Here is a 19,197-nt window from a genome sequence, read left to right on the forward strand (position 1 = left end):
GGAAAGGCCCGTTATTGAGTCGCGACATGTCCTTTCCAGAAAAGAGCGGGAGCAGCGTCAGATCCGGTTTTTGGTGATAGGTACGGTTGTTCTGGCCGTACTTGTAGTGGGCGTTTTGGCTTTTGGCCTATACCAGGAATACGTCGCGAAACCGGCCCAGCCAATCGCAGTCGTGAATAGCACAGTCATCTCCGTCCGTGACTACCAGGCGATGGTTCGTTATCGGCGTTTTGAAAACGCAAATTATCTCGCCCAGCTTCAGGCCCAATTAAGTCAGTTTGATCCAAGCGACGAAAACCAGCAGTTCCTTATCTCGTACTTCCAGCAGCGGATCCAAGAGGTGCGCAGCGAGGCCACAAACCTGCCCATGACGGTGCTGGATGAACTCATTGATAACGAAATCATCCGACAAGAAGCGGCACGGCGGCAAATCACTGTAAGCCCCGAAGAGGTGCAGCGAGAGATCGAGCTCCAGTTCGGATATGACGCTAACCCCCCGACACCTACTCCTACGCCCGTCACCACCGCAGTGGCCATCACGCCAACACCGAGGCCTACGGAGACCCCAGTCACTCGCGAGGAATTCGAGCGACGCTATCAGACAACCCTGGCTGCCATCCAGAAAAACACGGGGCTCACTGAGTCCCAGTTTCGGGCTCTTTTTGAAATCTCGCTCTTGACACAGAAGGTACGCGAAGCCATCCAGTCCGAGGTGCCCACATCTGAAGAACAAATACATGCGTATCACATCTTGGTGGAAACAGAAGAAGAAGCCAAGGTTGTGCTCAACCGTCTTCAGGCTGGTGAAGACTTTGCGGCGTTGGCCAAGGAACTTTCGAAGGACACCGGTAGTGCCGAGAAGGGCGGCGATTTGGGATGGTTTCCGAAAGGCGTGATGGTAGAGCCATTCGAGCAGGCAGCCTTTGCTCTCCAGCCAGGTCAAATCAGTGAGCCGGTGAAATCGGACTTTGGGTATCATATCATTAAGGTCGTTGAGCGCGATCCCAATCGTCCTCTAGACCCAGATATGTTGGAAACGAAACAGGCGGAGGCTTGGCAGAAGTGGCTGGAAGCCCAGCGCACGAGCGAGGGTGTAAAGCGTTATTGGTCCTCAGATAAAGTGCCACCTTCCCAAGAAGGTGCTTGAAATAAAGAGGTAGCCCCGGCCCAATGCTGGGGCTTTTCTTTTGGCAGTGCGTCTGCTGTTTGCTATATTGGTTTTGTGAGGAGATGGACATGACCATGGGCTACGCGCCCGGCAAAGTAATACTTTTCGGCGAACACGCCGTGGTTTATGGCAGACCCGCGATCGCCATCCCGGTGACGCAGGTGCAAGCCCAAGCCGAAGTGCAGGATGTGCCTACTGACAAAGGGATTGTGATCGTGGCTGAGGACCTTGGTTTTACCCATCGTGTTGGGCCTGAGCCCACGATAAACGAGCAAGCACGTCCTCTCGAAACCATCGTGCTGAAGACCCTTGAGTGGCTACACATCACGCCCCGGCCCGCCATTTGCATCACCGTCCGTTCGACCGTGCCCTTGGCCCGCGGATTAGGCAGTAGCGCAGCCGTTTCAACAGCGATCGTCCGCGCGCTGGCTGCCCATTTCAGCATCGCAATCACACCTCAGGAAGTGTCCGAACTCGTGTACCAGACGGAAATCATACATCACGGCACACCCAGCGGCATTGACAACACAGTGATTGCTTTCGAGCAACCAGTCTACTTCGTGCGTGGGAAGCCAGTCGAGCCCTTCCAGGTTGGTCGACCCTTTCACATCGCCATTGCTGATACCGGAATACCAAGTTCCACCAAGGTTGTCGTGGGCGATGTGCGAACTGCATGGGAAGCAAATCCCGAGCGATATGAAGCGCTTTTTAACCGGATAGGGGCAATTGTCCAAAGAGCACGGATCATCATTGAGAGGGGCGAAAGCCATTTGCTCGGCCCTCTCATGGACGAAAACCACCAGTTATTGAGAGCGCTCGGTGTCTCTTCACGCGAACTGGATCTGCTTGCAAAGGCAGCGCGAAAGGCTGGTGCAGGTGGAGCCAAGTTATCCGGCGCAGGCCGAGGAGGAAATCTGATCGCCTTGGTGACACCCAAGACAGCCACTGCTGTGGAGCGCGCACTGCGCGAAGCGGGGGCTCGAGATGTACTCATCACCGCTGTTTCTTAGTGCAAGCAAGAACGGGGGTAACTCAACTTTTTTCCTCAGTTGGGAGAATTAGATGCGAATCGGCATTGATGCCAGCCGCGCCGCTACCGTCAAGCGAAGCGGAACTGAAAATTACTCTTATTACCTGATAACCGCGCTGCTTGACATAGATTCACGAAACGAATATGCGCTGTACTTTAACCACCCTCCCAGAGACGGGGCACTGCGCGCCCCGAACGCTCGATGGATCGTAATGCCTTTCCCTCGCCTTTGGACACATGTGCGCCTATCGCTGGAGATGCTACGTGCCACCCCCGACATTCTCTTTGTCCCTGCCCACGTCCTGCCCATCATCCATCCTCGGCATAGCGTCGTCACCGTGCACGATCTGGGCTATCTTTATTACCCAGAGGCTCATCCCAGGCTCTCTCGCCTTTACCTCGACTGGTCAACCCGCTACAATGTTTGGTCGGCAACCCATGTAATCGCTGACTCCGAATGCACCGCCATGGATTTATCACGCCACTACAGAGTATCACGCCAGAAAATCACTGTGGTCTATCCTGGTTTGAACCCCAACATGCGCCCGATAGAAGATAGGGAATCTCACCGCGTCGTCCGTGCGAAATACGCCATTCCTGGCGACTACATTTTCTCTTTGGGGACACTGCAGCCACGAAAGAACTGGCTACGACTGATAGAAGCCTTTGCTCCTTTGGCTATCGAGAGGGAGAACCTCTTCCTCGTCATTGGGGGAAAGCAGGGTTGGCTTCATAAACCCATTATAGAACACGTACAGGCCTTAGGACTGGAACAACATGTGATCTTACCTGGCTACGTGGCCGAGGAGGATTTGCCAGCGCTTCTAAGTGGGGCAATAGCCTTCGCTTTTCCGAGCCTTTACGAGGGTTTTGGCTTCCCGATCCTGGAAGCGATGGCTTGTGGAACGCCGGTCGTATGTTCCAATACTTCGTCGCTGCCCGAGGTGGCGGGGGAAGCAGCATTGACTTTCGACCCTCTGGACGTGGGGGCAATAACTGCGGCATTGAATCACATCTTGGACGACGCCACTCTGCGGTTCGAACTGGTAGCCCGCGGGTTCGAACGGGTCAGGTTATTCACTTGGGAGAAAGCGGCACGTCGGGTGTTAGAGATCTTGAGCACGATTGGCGGGAGACAAGCATGAGGGAACCCCGTCGCATCCTGGTGGTGAAACTGTCAGACATTGGTGATGTGCTAACAGCGACGCCTGCCTTGCGTGCAATACGCGAGACCTTCCCAACAGCAAGAGTAGACGCTCTTGTTCCCCCTAATTCTGCACCAGTGCTCGAAAGCACCTCGCTAATAAACAACGTGCTTATCTTCGACAAGTTCCGCTATGATCGAATCACCAGCGCCCTACGCCCTATGTCCATCGACACAGCGTGGCGCTTAGGTCTTGACTTGCGCCGGCAACGCTACGATTGGGTTGTTATTTTGCACCATTTAAGTACTCTGTGGGGTACGCTCAAATACGCTGCCTTGGCCTGGTCATGTGGTGCGCCGATACGCTTAGGACTGGACAATGGGCGGGGGTGGTTCCTTACTCACCGCATTGCCGATGGTGGCTTCGGCGCACGCCATGAGGTGGAGTACTGGCTTGACGTGGTGTCTGTCTTGGGAGCGCACACCGATAATACTCATTTGGAAATCACTTTCGGGCCAGACGATGTGCACTTCGCCAGGACTGCCTTAAAGGCCCTGCCTGGTGACGGGCCCCTGGCAGTCATTCACACGGGCTCGGGAGGCTATAGCCTAGCCCGGCGTTGGGATGCCGCACGTTTCGCTGCAGTGGGCGACGAATTGGCAATTCACGACGGGGCGCGCATCGTGCTGGTCGGCACGGCCTTAGACAATGTGGACGATGTGGCCGCCCAAATGGAAACCGCCGCCTTGAACCTCTGCGGGCGAACCACGGTGAAGCAACTGGCGGCAGTCTTGGCACGTTGTAATCTATTTATTGGCGTAGATTCTGGCGTAATGCATTTGGCTTGTGCAGTGGGTGTGCCTGTAGTGGCTATCTTTGGCCCATCCAACGAACGCGCCTGGGGGCCATGGCCCAGAGATGAAAAGCACATAGTGGTACGCGCATCACTCCCGTGCGCACCGTGCTCTTACGTAGGGCACGGCGTTGGCCATCGGGAGGGATGCCTAGAGCGAGCCTGCATGGATGCAGTGACAACGGAGATGGTGCTCTCTGCTGCGAGAGGGTTGTTGTATGGCTGATCGCAAATCGCTATACATCCTGGGCGTCCGAGTAGATGATGTTACATACAACGAAGCAGTAGTAGAAATAGACTGTTTCGTGCGGAAAAGGACCCCACACCAGATCGTCACCGTTAACCCGGAGTTCATCATCGCCGCTCGCCGCGATGTCGAATTCCGCCACATTATTAACCATGCGGCGCTTTCTCTGCCGGATGGTGCGGGCCTGCTTTGGGCATCCAGGTTACTGGGACATCCGCTGCGCGAACGTGTGACTGGTGTAGACATGTTACAACACCTGGCAGATTTGGCAACCCAGCGAGGATATGCTATATTCCTTCTGGGCGCAGCACCGGGTGTGGCGGCAGAGGCTGCACGTCGGCTGGCAGAACGCTTTCCAAGACTCATGATAGCCGGCACACACGTGGGTTCTCCCGAGCCGACAGAAGAACCTGAAATAATCGAAATCGTGCGGTGTGCCGCGCCGGATATGCTTTTTGTAGCCTACGGCGCGCCTAAACAAGATAAGTGGATCGCGCGTAATTTGGATCGCTTGGGCGTACCTGTAGCGATGGGCGTCGGCGGAGCGTTCGATTTTATCTCCGGTAGAGCGCAACGGGCGCCAATGTGGATGCGCCGCGCCGGACTAGAATGGCTGCATCGGCTTTATCGAGAGCCATGGCGTTGGCGAAGGATGCTCGCCCTACCCGCTTTCGCGTGGCTTGTCATCACGGAGAGGATAGGCCTCGCGCTGAGGAGGGGAAGATGAAGAAAACGGCTCTTATTTTGGTTGTGATAGTCGGTTTGCTGGCAGCTGGGTTAGTGCCCGTGCACGCCCAAACCCCGGTCACGATAAATAAATCCGAATCCTACGTCCGGGTATTAAGTGACGGGCGTTTAGGTATCACCTATAGCCTAGTCTTCACGGAAATGGAGGATGGTCGAAACGGAATACGCGAGATCGGCCCCTTTGCTGAGCCCCACACAATCTATGAATCTCGCGGGGATGGTCCCGATGGACCGTTCAGTGTCACACTCAGCCCGTTGTCCAAAGCAGGCACTTACACAGCACAATTTGACAAGCCCACCCGACGCGGAGGGCAGTACACCATTACTATTTCTTATAGCGTAGACCGGACGGTTTTTGAGCCCACTACTGTGAACGGCAAGGATTACTGGGCCTTGGGTTGGGCTCCTTTCCAATGGGCGTTGCCCATTGAGAGGTTGATAGTGCAGTTTATCCTCCCGATCGAAATCTCCTCGGATATCCAAACGCCCGAACAAGTAACTGAGGCTGTAGTGGATGCTACCGGCTTGGTGGTCACAGCCGATGCAGATCATTTCGACCGTTGGGAGTACTTCCCAACACCCGACGAAGCCACGGGCAAGACCTGGCTGTCCATTTATGTCGAGAAAAGAAACGCCCCTGAGGCTTACGTTTTTCGGCCCGCGTTCTACGTACCCGCTTCGGCGATCGTTGCTCCTCGGCAAACTCCCATTTTGGGTCCTACTAAGGCGCCTTCTGGTCTCCCAACGACTACGCCACTGCCTTTCTGGGGAGGTCTGAGCCCTCTGGCGCTTCTCTTACTCTGCGGGGTTACTGTGAGTGTGTTGCTGGTGGTGATCGCATTGGTGGTAGTAATGTTGCGACGGCGACGCAAGCCAAAGGTCTATGAGCCGCCGGAGATCGAGATCGAAACCTTCGAGATGCCGGGCGTGGTTCCCGACCTAAATGCCATCGAGGCCGCTTTTTATATGGGCAATTCTGCCAAGACTATCACGCTCATCGTCATGGGTTTGGTGCAGCGCGGTGTGCTGACGGTTATTAATCGCAATCCGCTGCAGTTAGAAGTTACTAACCCCGATTTGCCTATGAGTGCCTACGAAAGGGCATTGGTGGATGCTATCCTGTACGATGGCACCATTGACCAGGAGAAAATACCGAGCATCCTCTCCGCAGTAGCAGCAGAACTGCAGCCCAAGATGTGGAACGCCGACCCCGAGGCCACGAGAAAGACCTATCAACGAAAGACTGAAGAAGCCTGGCAAGAATATGAGCAGGAGCGCAAAACCGTGGTCAAACCCAGGCCGGCCTGGGAGTGGTGGGAACGACCTTATGCACCTTGGGTGATTGTGAGTGAGCGCTATCAGCCGGTAGCGGCAGAACCATCGGAGTTCGGTAAGGGTCTGCGCGAAGTGGTGTCGCCAGTAGCCCAGGCCGCTGAGCAGATTGTGTCGCCCATCGAAAGCCTGGCCGGGGATATTACACGCGGGGTTGAGCGTGTGCTGACCGAGACCGCATCGCGCATCGAGGGGGCAGCGGCACGGCTCACTGGCCGCTCCGCAGAGGGCATGGCAGGATACGACGCCTGCCATTCCGCATGCCACTCGGCTTGTCACAGCGCCTGCGTCCACGATGCCTGCCACTCCGCTTGCGTCCACGATGCCTGCCACAGCGCCTGTCATTCAGCCTGTGTGTGCCACTCGGCGTGCCATTCGGCCTGCCACAGCGCATGTGTAAGCCGGTTTTAGACCATGATGCCCGACCTACAGTCTTTTGCCGAAGAACTCGTTTCTCAGACGAGAGATTACATCTATATACGCTCGGAAGATGGGCTGATCATCCTGCGCCCGAACCGTGTCCATTACCTGAATGCAACAGCAAAGGCCATGCTCTCACGGCTTTACACAGGGGATGTGCCAGACGTTGAGGCCACCGTGCGCGAGATAGCCGCCGAATATGAGGTAGACGAGGCGCGGGTACGCGAGGATCTGTATCAGTTGCTCGTTGGCATAGCCGCATTGCTCCGAGATGATGTGTGCGGAGCACCTGCTGTCCGGAGTACCACCTTTGGCAGCCATCGCCGAGATCTGCCGGTCCTTTCCGAGGTGGCATTGACCTATCGTTGCCAGAATCACTGCGTCTTTTGCTATGCCGATTCGCCGGCTCGTGGGTCGACTGTGAGCGAGATGACAACGGACCAGGTAAAACTGGTGATTGACCGCATCTTTGACGAGGCCCACTGCCCAACGGTCTCCTTCACCGGCGGTGAGCCTACGTTGCGCGCCGATTTGCCAGAGCTGGTCCGTTACGCGAAAGCCAAAGGAATGCGCGTCAACCTCATCACCAATGGGCTACGCTGCTCCCAACCGGCGTATGTGGCAGCCTTGGCTGAGGCGGGGTTGGATTCCGCCCAGGTCAGCCTAGAAGGCGGCAGCGCCGAAATACACGATGCTGTAGTGCGCCACCCAGGTGCTTTCGAAAAGACAACGCGGGCGGTGAAGGAACTGCGAGCAGCAGGCATACATACTCATACCAACACCACCATCTGCGGCGGTAACCGTAACCACCTGCTCGAACTCGTGGATTACATAGCCGAAGAGCTGAGATCGGAATATTTTTCTATGAACATGGTCATTCAGACGGGCACAGCACTGGGACACCCTGAGGAGGAGATCTCCTACCGAGAGATTGGCCCCATTATCGAGATGGTCCAGACCCACGCTCGCAAAAAAGGGGTCCGTTTTGTCTGGTACTCTCCCCTGCCCTACTGCATATTCAACCCCATAGCCCATGGGCTGGGCTCCAAATCCTGTGCAGCAGTGGATGGACTGCTTTCAGTGAGCCCGAGTGGGGAAGTGCTACCCTGCTCTAGTTTCGAGCGAGGCATTGGCAGCCTGCTTCGCAATAGTTTCGCTGAGGTATGGTTCAGCCCGACGGCACTGTACTGGCGACGGAAGGAATTCTTACCGCCGGTGTGCCAGAATTGCGAACTCAAGACTATTTGCTGCGGTGCATGTCCCCTCTACTGGGACCAGCGCGGCAACTTCGACGAGCTGGCCAATGTCGCTACACCTGCTCCGACCTGGCGATCTCTGCTGTGGCAAGTTAAGCGAAGGTGGTGGGGCCGCACGCAGGGCGTTGGCCTGTCAACCCAAAGAAAGTAGGAAGGATGCGACAGCATGGGTGAGAAAATGAACCTGGGGCAGTTCTACAATTTTCTGCGCACAGCGCGCCGTCGCATCGCCGACGTGTATCGCGAGATCGAGGAAGTGCAATATCAATTCAATGATCTCTACGCTTCGGTAATGCAAAATTGGCAGGAACAAGCAAGCGCTTGCTTGACAATACTGCAACAGCAGATCGAAAAAAAGTCATTGCCGCCCTCGCTGGCAGCCCAACTCGAGGGGCGCCTAAAAGAGGAACGGGAGAAATTCGACAAAGAGGTCGCTGATCTATGCCAGCGGGTGGCTGCCCAGCGGGATACAGCACACGCGGCACTCATGAACGCTCAAGACCAGATCGCGGCTTTGCGCAAATCCAATCCGGAACTGAATGCACGCGAAGAGGAATTGAAAGCCCGGCGCGTATCGCTGGAGACAGAATTGGCTGCCATCCAAAACAACATCAACCGATTGAACTCATTTCCAGTTGGTTGGATCCGAAATGCAGGGGCCATTCGCCAGTTGCGACAACAACACGCTGCGCTGCAAAAGAATTTAGAGGGCGTGATCACCGAATTGCGTGCTGTACGCCAGGAATGGCAGGAGCGCAAAATGGAAGCGGAGCGGCAACAAGCACAACTGAAGGCCGATTGGCAGGCCGCTAGTATTGAGGCGGCCCAACTTCAGGCCCAATTGGATGCCCTCGTTGCCAATCAGGAAGCCATTGTCCTACGCCGGGCAGCAGAAGCGCTGCTGGTCGAGATGAAGGAGGTTCCGCCAGATGCCGGTGAACTATCAGAACCTCTGCAAAAACTGGTGGAACTGAATACATCCCGCGAAGGCTATCAACGTGGTCTAACCAGCGTAGCGGAAGTTCTAGGCTTGCTCAAAGGCTTAGGCGAGGGAATGGACCGCTTTATCACCAGCGTTAGCACGGTTTTCGAAGAGCAGCGCCGCTATCAGCTCCCAGATCTGGAGGTGGACATATCCAAGACAGTGGCAGATTTTCACAACATGTGGGGGGAATTCCAGAGCAAGGTAAAAGATGAGAAGTACTTGGGAGCACGCCCGTTAGAATTCAGCGAGCGCATCCACTATTTCATAAAAGCCAAATTAACGGAAGAGACTATCGAACGAATGTTTGAGGACCTGGGTGCATCGCTGAACGCAGCGACGAAGGCATGGGACTCAAAGGATCTTACAGGACGGAGGAAGAAACGCGGACGATGAACAAAATGCTCGCGATAATAGCCGTGGTCCTAGCCATTTTCTGCTTGATCCTCGGCATCATTTTCTTGATCGCCGCCATCGACGCAACTAGCCGCATCCTAACAAGTGGTGCGTTTCTCATCACGGCTGGGCTGCTTCTGGCCTATGGCTTATCGACTCTGCGACGCATTGCCGAGACCAGCCCCGAACATTTAGAGACAGGCGCGGTGGAATTGGCCAAGCAGTTAGAAGGCGAGGTTACTGTCGAACAACTACAAGTGGCCTATTCTATCCCGGCCGCCTTGGCAAAACAGACCCTGGAACGACTCCGAGCGAAGGGCCAATGCCAATTGGAACAGCGGGGTGATTACGCTGTCTATTTGTTCAAAAGTGTTTTGCCAGCCAAAGCGGTCAAGCGATGTCCCTACTGCGGCAGCGAATTCGCGGTGCGCAGTGCGGTGCGAAAGTGCCCCAATTGCGGTGCTGCATTGGAGATCACGAAAGAATAGACTGTCCCAGACGCAGAGATTGATGAAAAGAATAGCCCTCTTTGCGGGCGTATATGTTGTTATAACAGCAGTATGCCAGATTAGTTGCAGATTACATCCACTGTCCCCTATCCAACCCCAGCGTTCCACGCCGACGCCTCAGCCTCTCCTCGAGAGCCCAATGCGAGATTTGCATGATGTTGCCCGCCGCCTGGACCGCGTGGACGGTGGGGCTCTTGCCTCAAGATCGGCGTCTCGCATCTACAGAGTAGGTGATCACGAGTTATTTACCGTGATGGATCTCGACTCAACTGGTGTCTTCACGATCACCGCAGAACTGCAGGCGATCGGCGAGCACATTTATTTGTGGGTGCAAGATGACCTGGCAACCTTGCCTAACGACGTCCAACAGGCAGTGGAGTTCTTCGATGAACACATTTATCCCACAGATCACTACTACTTTGGTTGGGAACCAAACCCCGGCCTGGACGAAGATCCGCGTATTCATGTGCTGTGCGCCGACTTATCCGGGGCTTCGGGTTACTTTTACAGCGCTAACCAGTATTTACGTGCTGTCAATCCATACAGCAACGAACGGGAAATGCTCTATATCAACATCCAGGGCCGCTCGCCGGGCAGCGATGCATTCAACGCCACGCTGGCACATGAATTTCAACATCTGATTCACTGGGCCCAGGATGCGAATGAAGATGCCTGGGTGAACGAAGGTTGCTCCGAATTGGCCATACAACTCAATGGCCTGCCCACAAGTGGACATGAGCGTGAATTTGCTCGGCAATCAGATACTCAACTTAACGCCTGGGGCACAGTAGAGAGCACAGCACTGCCACATTATGGAGCATCGTACCTTTTCATGCGCTACTTTGCTCGCCGCTTTGGGCCAGATGCAATACGCCTCCTCGTGGCACGGCCCGAAAACGGCATCGCCGGGTTCAACGCAGTGCTCTCCGAGTTGGGAACAGGCCTGATTTTCGAAGATGTATTCGCCGATTGGGTCATCGCCAACTGGCTTGATGACGCAACGCTGGCCAATGGTGCCTACGGCTATGGCGAACCGCTTGGGATAACCCTGGAGCCTTCAGCGGTCATTAGGGACTATCCCAATGAGGGCACAGGCACAGTACACCAGTACGCTGCCGATTACATTGTGCTGCAGGGCATCACCAGCCCCCTGGAGATCGAATTCCAAGGCCAGACTACAGCGAAATTGATCCCGACTGAGGCTCCCAGTGGACGGTACCTGTGGTGGTCTAACCGAGGTGACGCAATCGACAGTACGCTGACGCGGGCTTTTGATCTCACAAGCCTGACCACGGCGACCTTAGAATTCTCGATGTGGTATGACATCGAAGCAGGGTGGGATTACGCCTACGTCGAGGTTTCAACCGATGGAGGCAACCGGTGGAATGTACTAACGGGGACACACACAACCATGTGGAACCCCGTCGGCAATAGTTTCGGCCCGGGCTATACCGGCACATCCGGCCGCGACTTTGATGCATGGGATAAGCCTGCCTCGGCAAGATGGGTGCAGGAGCGAATAGATCTGACACCCTATGCAGGGAAACAAGTGCTCATCCGCTTCGAGTATATCACCGATGACCAAGTAAATGGCCATGGCTTTTGCTTAGATGACATCCGGATTCCGGAATTGGGCTACAGGGATGACGTGGAGGATGAGAACAGCGACTGGATCGCTCAAGGATTCATGCGCACCGACAACACTGTGCCCCAGCGTTATCTAGTACAGGTCGTTATACCTGGTCTTAAGATGCCGGTACAACGGGTATGGGCAGAGAATGGACTGGCCCATCTAGCACTTGAGGGACCAGAATCGAGTGTGCAAGAAGCAGTATTGGTTATATCAGCCCTGGCCCCGTTCACAGTGGAGTCAGCGCCTTACTGCTATTCTGTGCAGAGGCGCTGAGATCGGGCATTGCTATCCGGAGCGGAATCCCGAAGCGCAGGAATGTGAAAGAGCGGAAGCAATGCTTCCGCTCGCATTTTTCATCGCAGATTATCAGACGCGACCGAGATATTCCCCGGTCCTGGTGTCCACACGGATAACGTCGCCGATGTTAATGAACAAAGGCACCTGCAGCTGCAACCCTGTCTCCAGAGTGGCAGGCTTTGTGCCACTCTGGGCCGTGTCGCCCCTCACCCCCGGCAGGGTCTCTGTCACGGTCAAATCAACAGTGACCGGCAATTCGACATCCAGCGGCTCACCCTCATAAGAGGAGATTTCCAGTTCGACGCCCTCTTTGAGGTAATACACGGCATCGCCCAACATAGCCGCTGATAGAACCGGCTGTTCAAAGGTCTCCACGTCCATAAAATAGTAGAGATCCCCCTCATGGTACAGAAACTGCACCGTGCGGTGATCCAGGCGAATTTCTCGGACACGGTCACCTGATATGAAGTTACGGTCTATGATGGTACCAGTGCGCAGATTACGCAATTTGGTGCGGATAATAGCATTGCCGCGCCCCGGCTTGTAATGTTGGTATTCTAACACCTTGTAGATTTCGCCATCTAATTCAAATGTAACGCCTTTCCTCAGATCATTCACATCAATCATTTTTCTTACAACCCTCCCTTAGACTCCAGCGCTCAAGAGTCTTGTACATTCTATCCCGGGTAACAAAGAACTCAGATTCTCCTCAGTGGCACGTCATCCGGCACCACCGCCACCACCGCCTCCGCCTCCGCCGCCACCACCGCCGCCGCCGCTGAAGCCACCACCGCCATGTGAACTGGGCGCGCTGGACAGAGTGCTTGATGCCGAGTTCAGCATGGCAAAAAACCCATCACTCATGCTCTGGAGACTGCCACTCAAACCGTCGCTGATGGATTGTAACAACGGGATGCCCCCACTCTCAACACCCCCTCCGCCACTGCTACCCACACCAGTGCCACCATAGTGGATAGGACGGTAGGGATAATACCAGGTAGGTGCTGGAGTGCCCACGGCAGCGAACTTGTTCACCCAACTGCGCTCCAAGCCGAAGGCGATAGCATAGCCCAGATACTTCTCGAAGATATCCTGCGCTGTTTTCAGGTCCGTATAGTGTTCGATGTGTTCGAGATAGCGCTTAAAGGCCCTCCACTTGGCAGCGGCCATTGCGCCCAGTTCTGTTTTGCGAGGCATGAAGCGCCCCAGGATGATCATAGCCACAGCAACAACACCTAAGCCAAGGGAAGGGCAAATGCCCGTGTCCATGTAATCAGACAACAACAAGATCGCGCCCAAAACCATCGCACTGGCAACTATGAATAACCCAATGCCTAATCCCGTATATAAATTACGGATATTCTGTGGGCTCTCTAGGAAAAACCCTGCTTTCACGACAGCCCGGTACATCTTTTTCTGCAAGCCCGGGATAGCAGTATAGAATTTTTCCTGTAGATCCGAGAGATACACCCATTCCCGCCCACGAAACAGCCTGGAGAGCAAATCTTCCTCGTAGTCACGCAGTTCATCCTCGCCAGTTGTGCGCTCGAACAAAAAATCTCGCTTCACGCCAAGGCCAAGGAAGCCTTTTTCTTGTTCCTCGGTGATCTTAATATGGCCACGACGCGCCAGATCCACAATGGTAGCCACGATGTCCTGCATATCTGCCCTCTCATCCAGGAGAGCCCCAGCCAAGCCAGGTGGCAACTCGTCAGGCGGCTCAGAGAGATATTCGGCAACGAGGCCGGCCGTTTTGTCGCGTCCCCGGGTGTACCAGAGAACCAGTAACAGTGCTAGCCCAAACACTGGGATCAGCACGCCGAGGAACACGCCGATTAAATTGACCAAAGGTCGGTATTTTTCATCGTATTCGGCCTTGCGATCCTCTGCTATCTGCCAGGATGGCGCCTGTCCCTGTACTACACCATGCGGGAACTGCACGCGTACTTCCAGTTCTTGTCCTGGAGGGATCTGTCCGGCCACAAAACGCACTGTGCGCCCATCTATAACTTCGTATTTGGCATTGGCTCCATAACTTGCTACTTTCAGCAAATCGGGTTGAAAGTGGGATGGTAGATGCACAGTCACCACTGATGAGTTCACTGGAAAATCGCGGTCTGGGAAGACCGCCTTCCACCACAGTTGATCGCCACCAGGGTAAAAGCGCAACCCACCCTTCACAGTGTAGCCGATAGTGAATGTGCGTGAGGCATTGGAAGTGTAAGGGTAATACCAGGTGATGCGGAAGTTGCCATCCTCCTGTCCGGTTTTGAAGGTGTACTCAGACTCCTCGCCGGGTCGATATTGCGCGCTACCCTCGCTTACTGACACATCCGTGATATCCTCCAGTCGGTTGGTGGGAATATTGCGGTAAGCGAAATGAAAGGATCCCTGGGTGAAAACAAACTTCTGCGTTTCTACGATACGGATATCAGAGTTGGGCAAAACAGTAATATCAACGTTGATATACTCCCAATAATATGTCTTACCTTGGGCACGTGCTAATGGCACAAGGGTCACAAAAAGAGCCCCTGTGATCAAGAGAAGCTTGAGCAATTTATACGGGCTCATGTGCGCCCTCCTTAGTTGAGAAATATGGAATCGGAAAACACACGTAATTGTATCCTGAATCATTTCTTTCCACAAACGGCCAAGGGTTGCTTCAACCCACGATCTGCCGAAACACCCGCAACCAGTTGCCACCCAGGAATTTGCGAATGTCTTCTTCGGAGTAGCCCCGTTCGGCCATGCCCAACGTGATCAGGGGTAGCGAGGCCGCATCTTTGATCTCTCGTACGCCTTCCTCATAGCCGTCGAAGTCTGACCCCAGCCCCACGTGATCAATTCCGGCTACCTTGACGATATGGTCCACGTGGTCGAGCAGTTTTGCCAGAGTAGCCTGTTCCTTATCTTCGGCCACAAAACTGGCAACGAAAGTGACGCCTACGACCCCACCACTCCTAGCGATACCCTCCAGTTGCTCATCAGTGAGATTGCGCTGGTGCGGGCAAACGGCATAGGCATTGGCATGAGAAGCTACCACTGGCCCTTGGCTGATGGCCAGCACGTCCCGCACGCCCGCAGGGGCCAAGTGCGCTACGTCCACCATAACGCCCAGGCGGTTTAATTCCTCAATCAGTTTGACGCCAAACTCAGTGAGCCCCCCGCCAGTGCGTTTCTCTCCTAGACCGTCGGCGGCTTGGTTGCGGAAGTTCCAGGTGATCCCTACATTGCGCAAGCCAAGTTGATACAATAAACGCAACACACCCAAGTCACCTTCTAATGCCTCGGCGCCTTCGAGGCCTAGAACTCCTGCTACTTTACCCCTCCGCTTGGCCTCCTCGATGTCAGCAGCGCGGGTAGCGAGAAGCAGGCGATCGGCATTCGCCTCGGCTTCGCGTTGGAAGAGGTCGATCAAGCGCAGCGCTTGCCAGGTAGCACGGGCGGGCAAATATTCGGGAGCGATGTACAAGGCGAATATCTGTGCAGTTACACCCCCTTCCGTAAGGCGCGGCAGATCCACGTGACCTCTCTCCGATCGCTCACCCAATTTCCAATTGCCTTCTTGAATCTCAAGGAGAGTATCACAATGCCCATCGAAGATGATCGCGTCCCGATGCAGTGACTGTGTGTCCAAAGCGTCCTCCCTTTCGTAGTTAGCGGCGATATTATAGTCCCCTCGTGCACATGGGCAAGTTTGGCAGTGGCTGTTTTCGCAAAGAGCCAGGCTTGTGGTAAGATGTATATTAAGACCCGGAGGTAGTCGCACCGACGTGCGTATCTTAATGGTGGTACACAAATTCCCTCCTGAGAGTCTTGGGGGGACAGAAATACATTCCGAAAGCCTGGCCCGTGAGTTAGCCGTTCGCCACGAAGTCACGATATTCTACCGCCAGTACGTCAATACAACACAGGAAGCTGCTGCCATACAGTCTTCTACCGACCTGCGCCTTGCTCCGGTGAGGGTCCAAGCGACGGCCCGGCTTAGCACCCTTATAGGGGAGTTCTGGTATTCCTTTCGCAATAAGGCAATCGAGCGGCGCTTCGGTGCGCTTCTGGAAGAGGTGCGCCCCGACATCGTGCACGTACAGCATGTGATGGGCCTTTCGGCAGAATTGATCCCCATCGCCAAGAAATACGGATTGCCGGTCGTGCTCACGCTGCACGATTACTGGTACATGTGCGCCAAGTCGCAACTCATCCGGCCAGATGAGCAAGTTTGCGAAATGGTGGATACAGGTCCTGACTGTGTCCTCTGTGCTGCGGCACGGGTTGGATTATCGGCCTTGCGTTGGGTGACACCTTTAGCGACCTGGCCTTTCTTCTACCGCCGCCGAGTGATGCATCGCGCTCTGCAATTCGTGGATCGTTTTATCGCACCTTCTCAGTTCCTTATCACCAAATACATTGCCCATGGACTCCCCAGGGACAAGATCGTCTACATAGAAAATGGCATTCGCCTGCCAACAGCGTTACCAAATGATATGAGCCGACGAAATGACAGGCTATGCTTCGCTTACCTGGGCGCCATAGCCCCACAGAAAGGCGTGCACATTCTGATAGAGGCCTTCAATGGTCTATCGCCCGACTCCGCGGAGTTACGTATCTATGGGGATCTAGAGACCTTCCCGGACTACGTGGCCAAGTTGCGCCGGGATTGCCGGAACCCAAGCGTGCACTTCCTGGGTTCGGTACCCCACGATAGAGTACTTGAAACCATTGCCCGGGCTGATGCATTAATTGTACCCTCGCTATGGTTCGAGAACTCGCCTTTGGTCATTCAGGAAGCAGCCGCTGTTAGGGTACCAGTGATTGCTTCTCGAAATGGGGCGCTGGCGGAGAAAGTGCAGGAGGGGAAAAACGGTTTTCTCTTCACCGTTGGGGACCCGCTGGCACTACGTGCCATTATCCAAACTATCGTGGAGAACCCTGTGCAACTGGAGTGGGTTCGTGCGCACATCGAGCCACCCAAGTCCATTGCCGAAACAGCCACACAGGTTGAGGCAGTGTACTGGGAAGCGCTCGCAGTGAACAGATTAGAACCCGCGGAGCCAGATTCTCGCTAACGGACGGGTATGATTATAATCCGATAAGTCTTCAAGATGGGCATGGAAAGGCGTCCATGAGCGCTGCGGTCATTTTTGAGGGAGTTTCCAAGCGATTCATACTCGAACACGAGCGGCCTCGTTCTTTTCAAGAGGTAATGCTTCGTTTGGTCCGTCCCGGCTCAAAGAGCAATCGCGAGGTTTTCTGGGCCTTAAATGACGTGAGTTTCACCCTAGAGCACGGCCAGACACTGGGCATCATAGGGGCCAATGGCTCGGGCAAGAGCACGGTCCTAAAACTCATCGGCCGGATCATCCAACCCACCTTAGGTCGCATCACAGTGAACGGGCGGGTCTCCGCATTATTGGAGCTCGGTGCAGGCTTCCATCCCGACCTGACTGGCCGAGAGAATATCTACCTCAACGGGGCAATCATGGGCATGTCACGGCGGCAGGTGGATGAACGATTCGACGATATCGTCTCATTCGCTGAGTTAGAGCGTTTCATCGATGCGCCGGTCAAGCACTACTCCTCGGGCATGTATCTGCGCCTAGGGTTCTCTGTCGCCGTTCACTCCAACCCCGAGATCTTGTTAGTGGACGAAATTTTGGCTGTGGGCGACATAGAATTCCAGCGCAAGTGTTTACAGCGCATCGACGAATTGGTACGTGGTGGTGTGACCATTGTCTTCGTATCTCATAACCTCGCTGCGGTGCGAAATCTCTGCCAGACAGCAATCTGGCTGGATGAGGGCATTGTCCGCGCCCAAGGTGATACTCAGACAGTTACCGATGCTTACATAGAAGGTTATCGCGCTGCCCATGCGGCTCAGCTGCGCGCTACGGGCCGCAGCTCTGCACTCCGCGGTCGTTGGGGTTCTGGCGAAGTGGAGATTACTATGGTAGAGTTCGTAGATGAAGCCGGCCGACGGTGCAGTGAGTTTGTCACCGGCGCTCCCTTCCGAGCGCGAATCTACTATCGCGCAGAGAAGCGTGTAGAGAATCCAGTGTTTGGCATCGCTATTTTCCGTAACGATGGCGTACATATCACTGGTCCCAACACCCGAGTAGCAGGTTATCCAATCCCCCATCTTGAGGGTAGCGGCTACATAGAGTACATTGCGTCCTCGCTGCCGCTCCTGGAGGGCTCTTATGATGTCACAGTCGCCGTGCATGATGAAATGGAATACGTGATGTACGATTGTCATCCGCAGATGTATTCATTTAAAGTGCGCGGGGGTGGCATACACGAACGACAAGGCATTGTGCACATTCCTAGTTCCTGGGTGCTCCACGCGGCTAGTTCGGATAAAGTAAACTATGATTAACAGGCTGCGAGAATTATCTCAATACCGAGAACTTGTCTATAATCTGGTGGTGCGCGACCTAAAAGTGCGTTACAAAGGTTCCATCTTTGGTTTTTTCTGGTCGTTCCTGAACCCGCTACTTATGATGCTGGTACTGACCTTTGTCTTTACCATCATCATGCCTAACCCCAATATCCGGAACTTCCCGATTTTTCTTCTGTGTGGTCTGCTACCTTGGAATTTCTTCACCTCAACGGTTAACAGTTCGGTCACCAGCATTGTGGGTAATGCTCCGCTGGTCAAAAAGGTCTATTTTCCTCGCGAGGTGCTTCCTATTTCCACCGTGCTCTCCAATCTGGTCAATTTCCTCCTGACGCTGATCGTTTTGTTCGCCATCATCGCCCTTTTCCGCGCACGCATCACAGTCTGGGTACTGATGTTACCGTTGGTCATCCTAATCCAGGTGATGTTCACCTTAGGTATCTCCTTTATCCTAGCGACGCTTAACGTGTTCTACCGGGATACAGCGGTGATTATTAATGTGGTGTTGATGGCTTGGTTTTTCCTCACGCCCATTTTCTACCCCATCAACGTTATCGGACAGACCAAAAGTATCCTGGGCTATCAGATAGACGTTCATCGACTGCTGCGCATATTGAATCCTATGGCCTCGCTTGTGGCCTCGTATCGCGACATTCTATACTGGGGTTCGCCAACCGGTCTGGACTTTCTGTTCCGGACTTTCGTGACGGCATTGGGGATCATGATTGTCGGCTACTGGGTTTTCTGTCGCTACAGCGCGATCTTCAGCGAAGAAGTCTGATGTAGAG

At 54.5% G+C, this 19,197-nt stretch carries 16 protein-coding genes; 13 read left to right on the plus strand and 3 right to left on the minus strand.

The genetic code is table 11. The annotated features are described in order from the left end of the window. Positions 1-367 precede the first annotated feature (367 nt). From H5T64_10120 to H5T64_10165, 10 genes are all read left to right on the plus strand, one after another. Complete coding sequence (locus H5T64_10120) at positions 368-1,147, plus strand: peptidylprolyl isomerase (protein ID MBC7264690.1); 780 nt, start codon at positions 368-370, stop codon at positions 1,145-1,147. Between the two features lie 95 nt (positions 1,148-1,242). After that, positions 1,243-2,178, plus strand: a complete 936-nt coding sequence (gene mvk / locus H5T64_10125; GenBank protein ID MBC7264691.1) for a mevalonate kinase — start codon at positions 1,243-1,245, stop codon at positions 2,176-2,178. 52 nt (positions 2,179-2,230) lie between these two features. Then, positions 2,231-3,343: a glycosyltransferase family 4 protein gene (locus H5T64_10130; protein ID MBC7264692.1), complete on the plus strand. Its 1,113-nt coding sequence runs from the start codon at positions 2,231-2,233 to the stop codon at positions 3,341-3,343. Beyond that, complete coding sequence (locus H5T64_10135) at positions 3,340-4,422, plus strand: glycosyltransferase family 9 protein (protein MBC7264693.1); 1,083 nt, start codon at positions 3,340-3,342, stop codon at positions 4,420-4,422. The genes H5T64_10130 and H5T64_10135 overlap by 4 nt, the downstream gene beginning before the upstream one ends. Next, positions 4,415-5,170, plus strand: a complete 756-nt coding sequence (locus H5T64_10140) for a WecB/TagA/CpsF family glycosyltransferase (protein ID MBC7264694.1) — start codon at positions 4,415-4,417, stop codon at positions 5,168-5,170. Before H5T64_10135 ends, H5T64_10140 begins: the two co-directional genes overlap by 8 nt. After that, a complete protein-coding gene (locus tag H5T64_10145; protein MBC7264695.1) occupies positions 5,167-6,933 on the plus strand; it encodes a DUF2207 domain-containing protein in 1,767 nt (588 codons plus the stop codon). The genes H5T64_10140 and H5T64_10145 overlap by 4 nt, the downstream gene beginning before the upstream one ends. A 3-nt stretch (positions 6,934-6,936) precedes the next feature. Next, entirely contained in the window at positions 6,937-8,349 is a 1,413-nt protein-coding gene (locus tag H5T64_10150; GenBank protein ID MBC7264696.1) for a radical SAM protein, read from the plus strand. 15 nt (positions 8,350-8,364) lie between these two features. Beyond that, positions 8,365-9,576: a hypothetical protein gene (locus H5T64_10155; GenBank protein MBC7264697.1), complete on the plus strand. Its 1,212-nt coding sequence runs from the start codon at positions 8,365-8,367 to the stop codon at positions 9,574-9,576. Further along, on the plus strand, positions 9,573-10,064 hold the full coding sequence (locus tag H5T64_10160; GenBank protein MBC7264698.1) for a hypothetical protein: 492 nt from the start codon (positions 9,573-9,575) through the stop codon (positions 10,062-10,064). Before H5T64_10155 ends, H5T64_10160 begins: the two co-directional genes overlap by 4 nt. Positions 10,065-10,224: 160 nt before the next feature. Further along, on the plus strand, positions 10,225-11,991 hold the full coding sequence (locus H5T64_10165; GenBank protein ID MBC7264699.1) for an immune inhibitor A: 1,767 nt from the start codon (positions 10,225-10,227) through the stop codon (positions 11,989-11,991). A gap of 93 nt (positions 11,992-12,084) precedes the next feature. Here the strand turns inward: H5T64_10165 and efp are convergent, their stop codons facing one another. The 3 genes from efp to H5T64_10180 form a co-directional block, all read right to left on the minus strand. After that, the gene (efp, locus tag H5T64_10170; protein ID MBC7264700.1) at positions 12,085-12,642 is read right to left on the minus strand and encodes an elongation factor P; all 558 of its coding nucleotides are present in this window, start codon (positions 12,640-12,642) and stop codon (positions 12,085-12,087) included. 93 nt (positions 12,643-12,735) lie between these two features. After that, positions 12,736-14,586, minus strand: a complete 1,851-nt coding sequence (locus H5T64_10175; GenBank protein ID MBC7264701.1) for a DUF2207 domain-containing protein — start codon at positions 14,584-14,586, stop codon at positions 12,736-12,738. A 91-nt stretch (positions 14,587-14,677) separates the two neighbouring features. Next, complete coding sequence (locus tag H5T64_10180) at positions 14,678-15,652, minus strand: membrane dipeptidase (protein ID MBC7264702.1); 975 nt, start codon at positions 15,650-15,652, stop codon at positions 14,678-14,680. Between the two features lie 136 nt (positions 15,653-15,788). On the opposite strand from H5T64_10180, the gene H5T64_10185 reads away from it, so the two are divergent. The 3 genes from H5T64_10185 to H5T64_10195 are packed head-to-tail and all read left to right on the plus strand — an operon-like array spanning position 15,789 to position 19,190. Continuing rightward, complete coding sequence (locus H5T64_10185; protein MBC7264703.1) at positions 15,789-17,081, plus strand: glycosyltransferase family 4 protein; 1,293 nt, start codon at positions 15,789-15,791, stop codon at positions 17,079-17,081. Between the two features lie 56 nt (positions 17,082-17,137). Beyond that, positions 17,138-18,388, plus strand: coding sequence for an ABC transporter ATP-binding protein (locus H5T64_10190; GenBank protein ID MBC7264704.1), 1,251 nt, complete (start codon positions 17,138-17,140; stop codon positions 18,386-18,388). Beyond that, positions 18,381-19,190, plus strand: coding sequence for an ABC transporter permease (locus H5T64_10195; GenBank protein ID MBC7264705.1), 810 nt, complete (start codon positions 18,381-18,383; stop codon positions 19,188-19,190). Before H5T64_10190 ends, H5T64_10195 begins: the two co-directional genes overlap by 8 nt. Positions 19,191-19,197 lie beyond the last annotated feature (7 nt).

This window comes from Chloroflexota bacterium (assembly GCA_014360825.1).
Lineage (GTDB): Bacteria > Chloroflexota > Anaerolineae > UBA2200 > JACIWT01 > JACIWT01.

Coding starts and splice junctions, on each gene's coding strand:
- H5T64_10120 (MBC7264690.1), top strand. CDS start 368: ATGACGGTGCTGGATGAACTCATTGATAACGAAATCATCCGACAAGAA.
- mvk (MBC7264691.1), top strand. CDS start 1,243: ATGGGCTACGCGCCCGGCAAAGTAATACTTTTCGGCGAACACGCCGTG.
- H5T64_10130 (MBC7264692.1), top strand. CDS start 2,231: ATGCGAATCGGCATTGATGCCAGCCGCGCCGCTACCGTCAAGCGAAGC.
- H5T64_10135 (MBC7264693.1), top strand. CDS start 3,340: ATGAGGGAACCCCGTCGCATCCTGGTGGTGAAACTGTCAGACATTGGT.
- H5T64_10140 (MBC7264694.1), top strand. CDS start 4,415: ATGGCTGATCGCAAATCGCTATACATCCTGGGCGTCCGAGTAGATGAT.
- H5T64_10145 (MBC7264695.1), top strand. CDS start 5,167: ATGAAGAAAACGGCTCTTATTTTGGTTGTGATAGTCGGTTTGCTGGCA.
- H5T64_10150 (MBC7264696.1), top strand. CDS start 6,937: ATGATGCCCGACCTACAGTCTTTTGCCGAAGAACTCGTTTCTCAGACG.
- H5T64_10155 (MBC7264697.1), top strand. CDS start 8,365: ATGGGTGAGAAAATGAACCTGGGGCAGTTCTACAATTTTCTGCGCACA.
- H5T64_10160 (MBC7264698.1), top strand. CDS start 9,573: ATGAACAAAATGCTCGCGATAATAGCCGTGGTCCTAGCCATTTTCTGC.
- H5T64_10165 (MBC7264699.1), top strand. CDS start 10,225: ATGCGAGATTTGCATGATGTTGCCCGCCGCCTGGACCGCGTGGACGGT.
- efp (MBC7264700.1), bottom strand. CDS start 12,642: ATGATTGATGTGAATGATCTGAGGAAAGGCGTTACATTTGAATTAGAT.
- H5T64_10175 (MBC7264701.1), bottom strand. CDS start 14,586: ATGAGCCCGTATAAATTGCTCAAGCTTCTCTTGATCACAGGGGCTCTT.
- H5T64_10190 (MBC7264704.1), top strand. CDS start 17,138: ATGAGCGCTGCGGTCATTTTTGAGGGAGTTTCCAAGCGATTCATACTC.
- H5T64_10195 (MBC7264705.1), top strand. CDS start 18,381: ATGATTAACAGGCTGCGAGAATTATCTCAATACCGAGAACTTGTCTAT.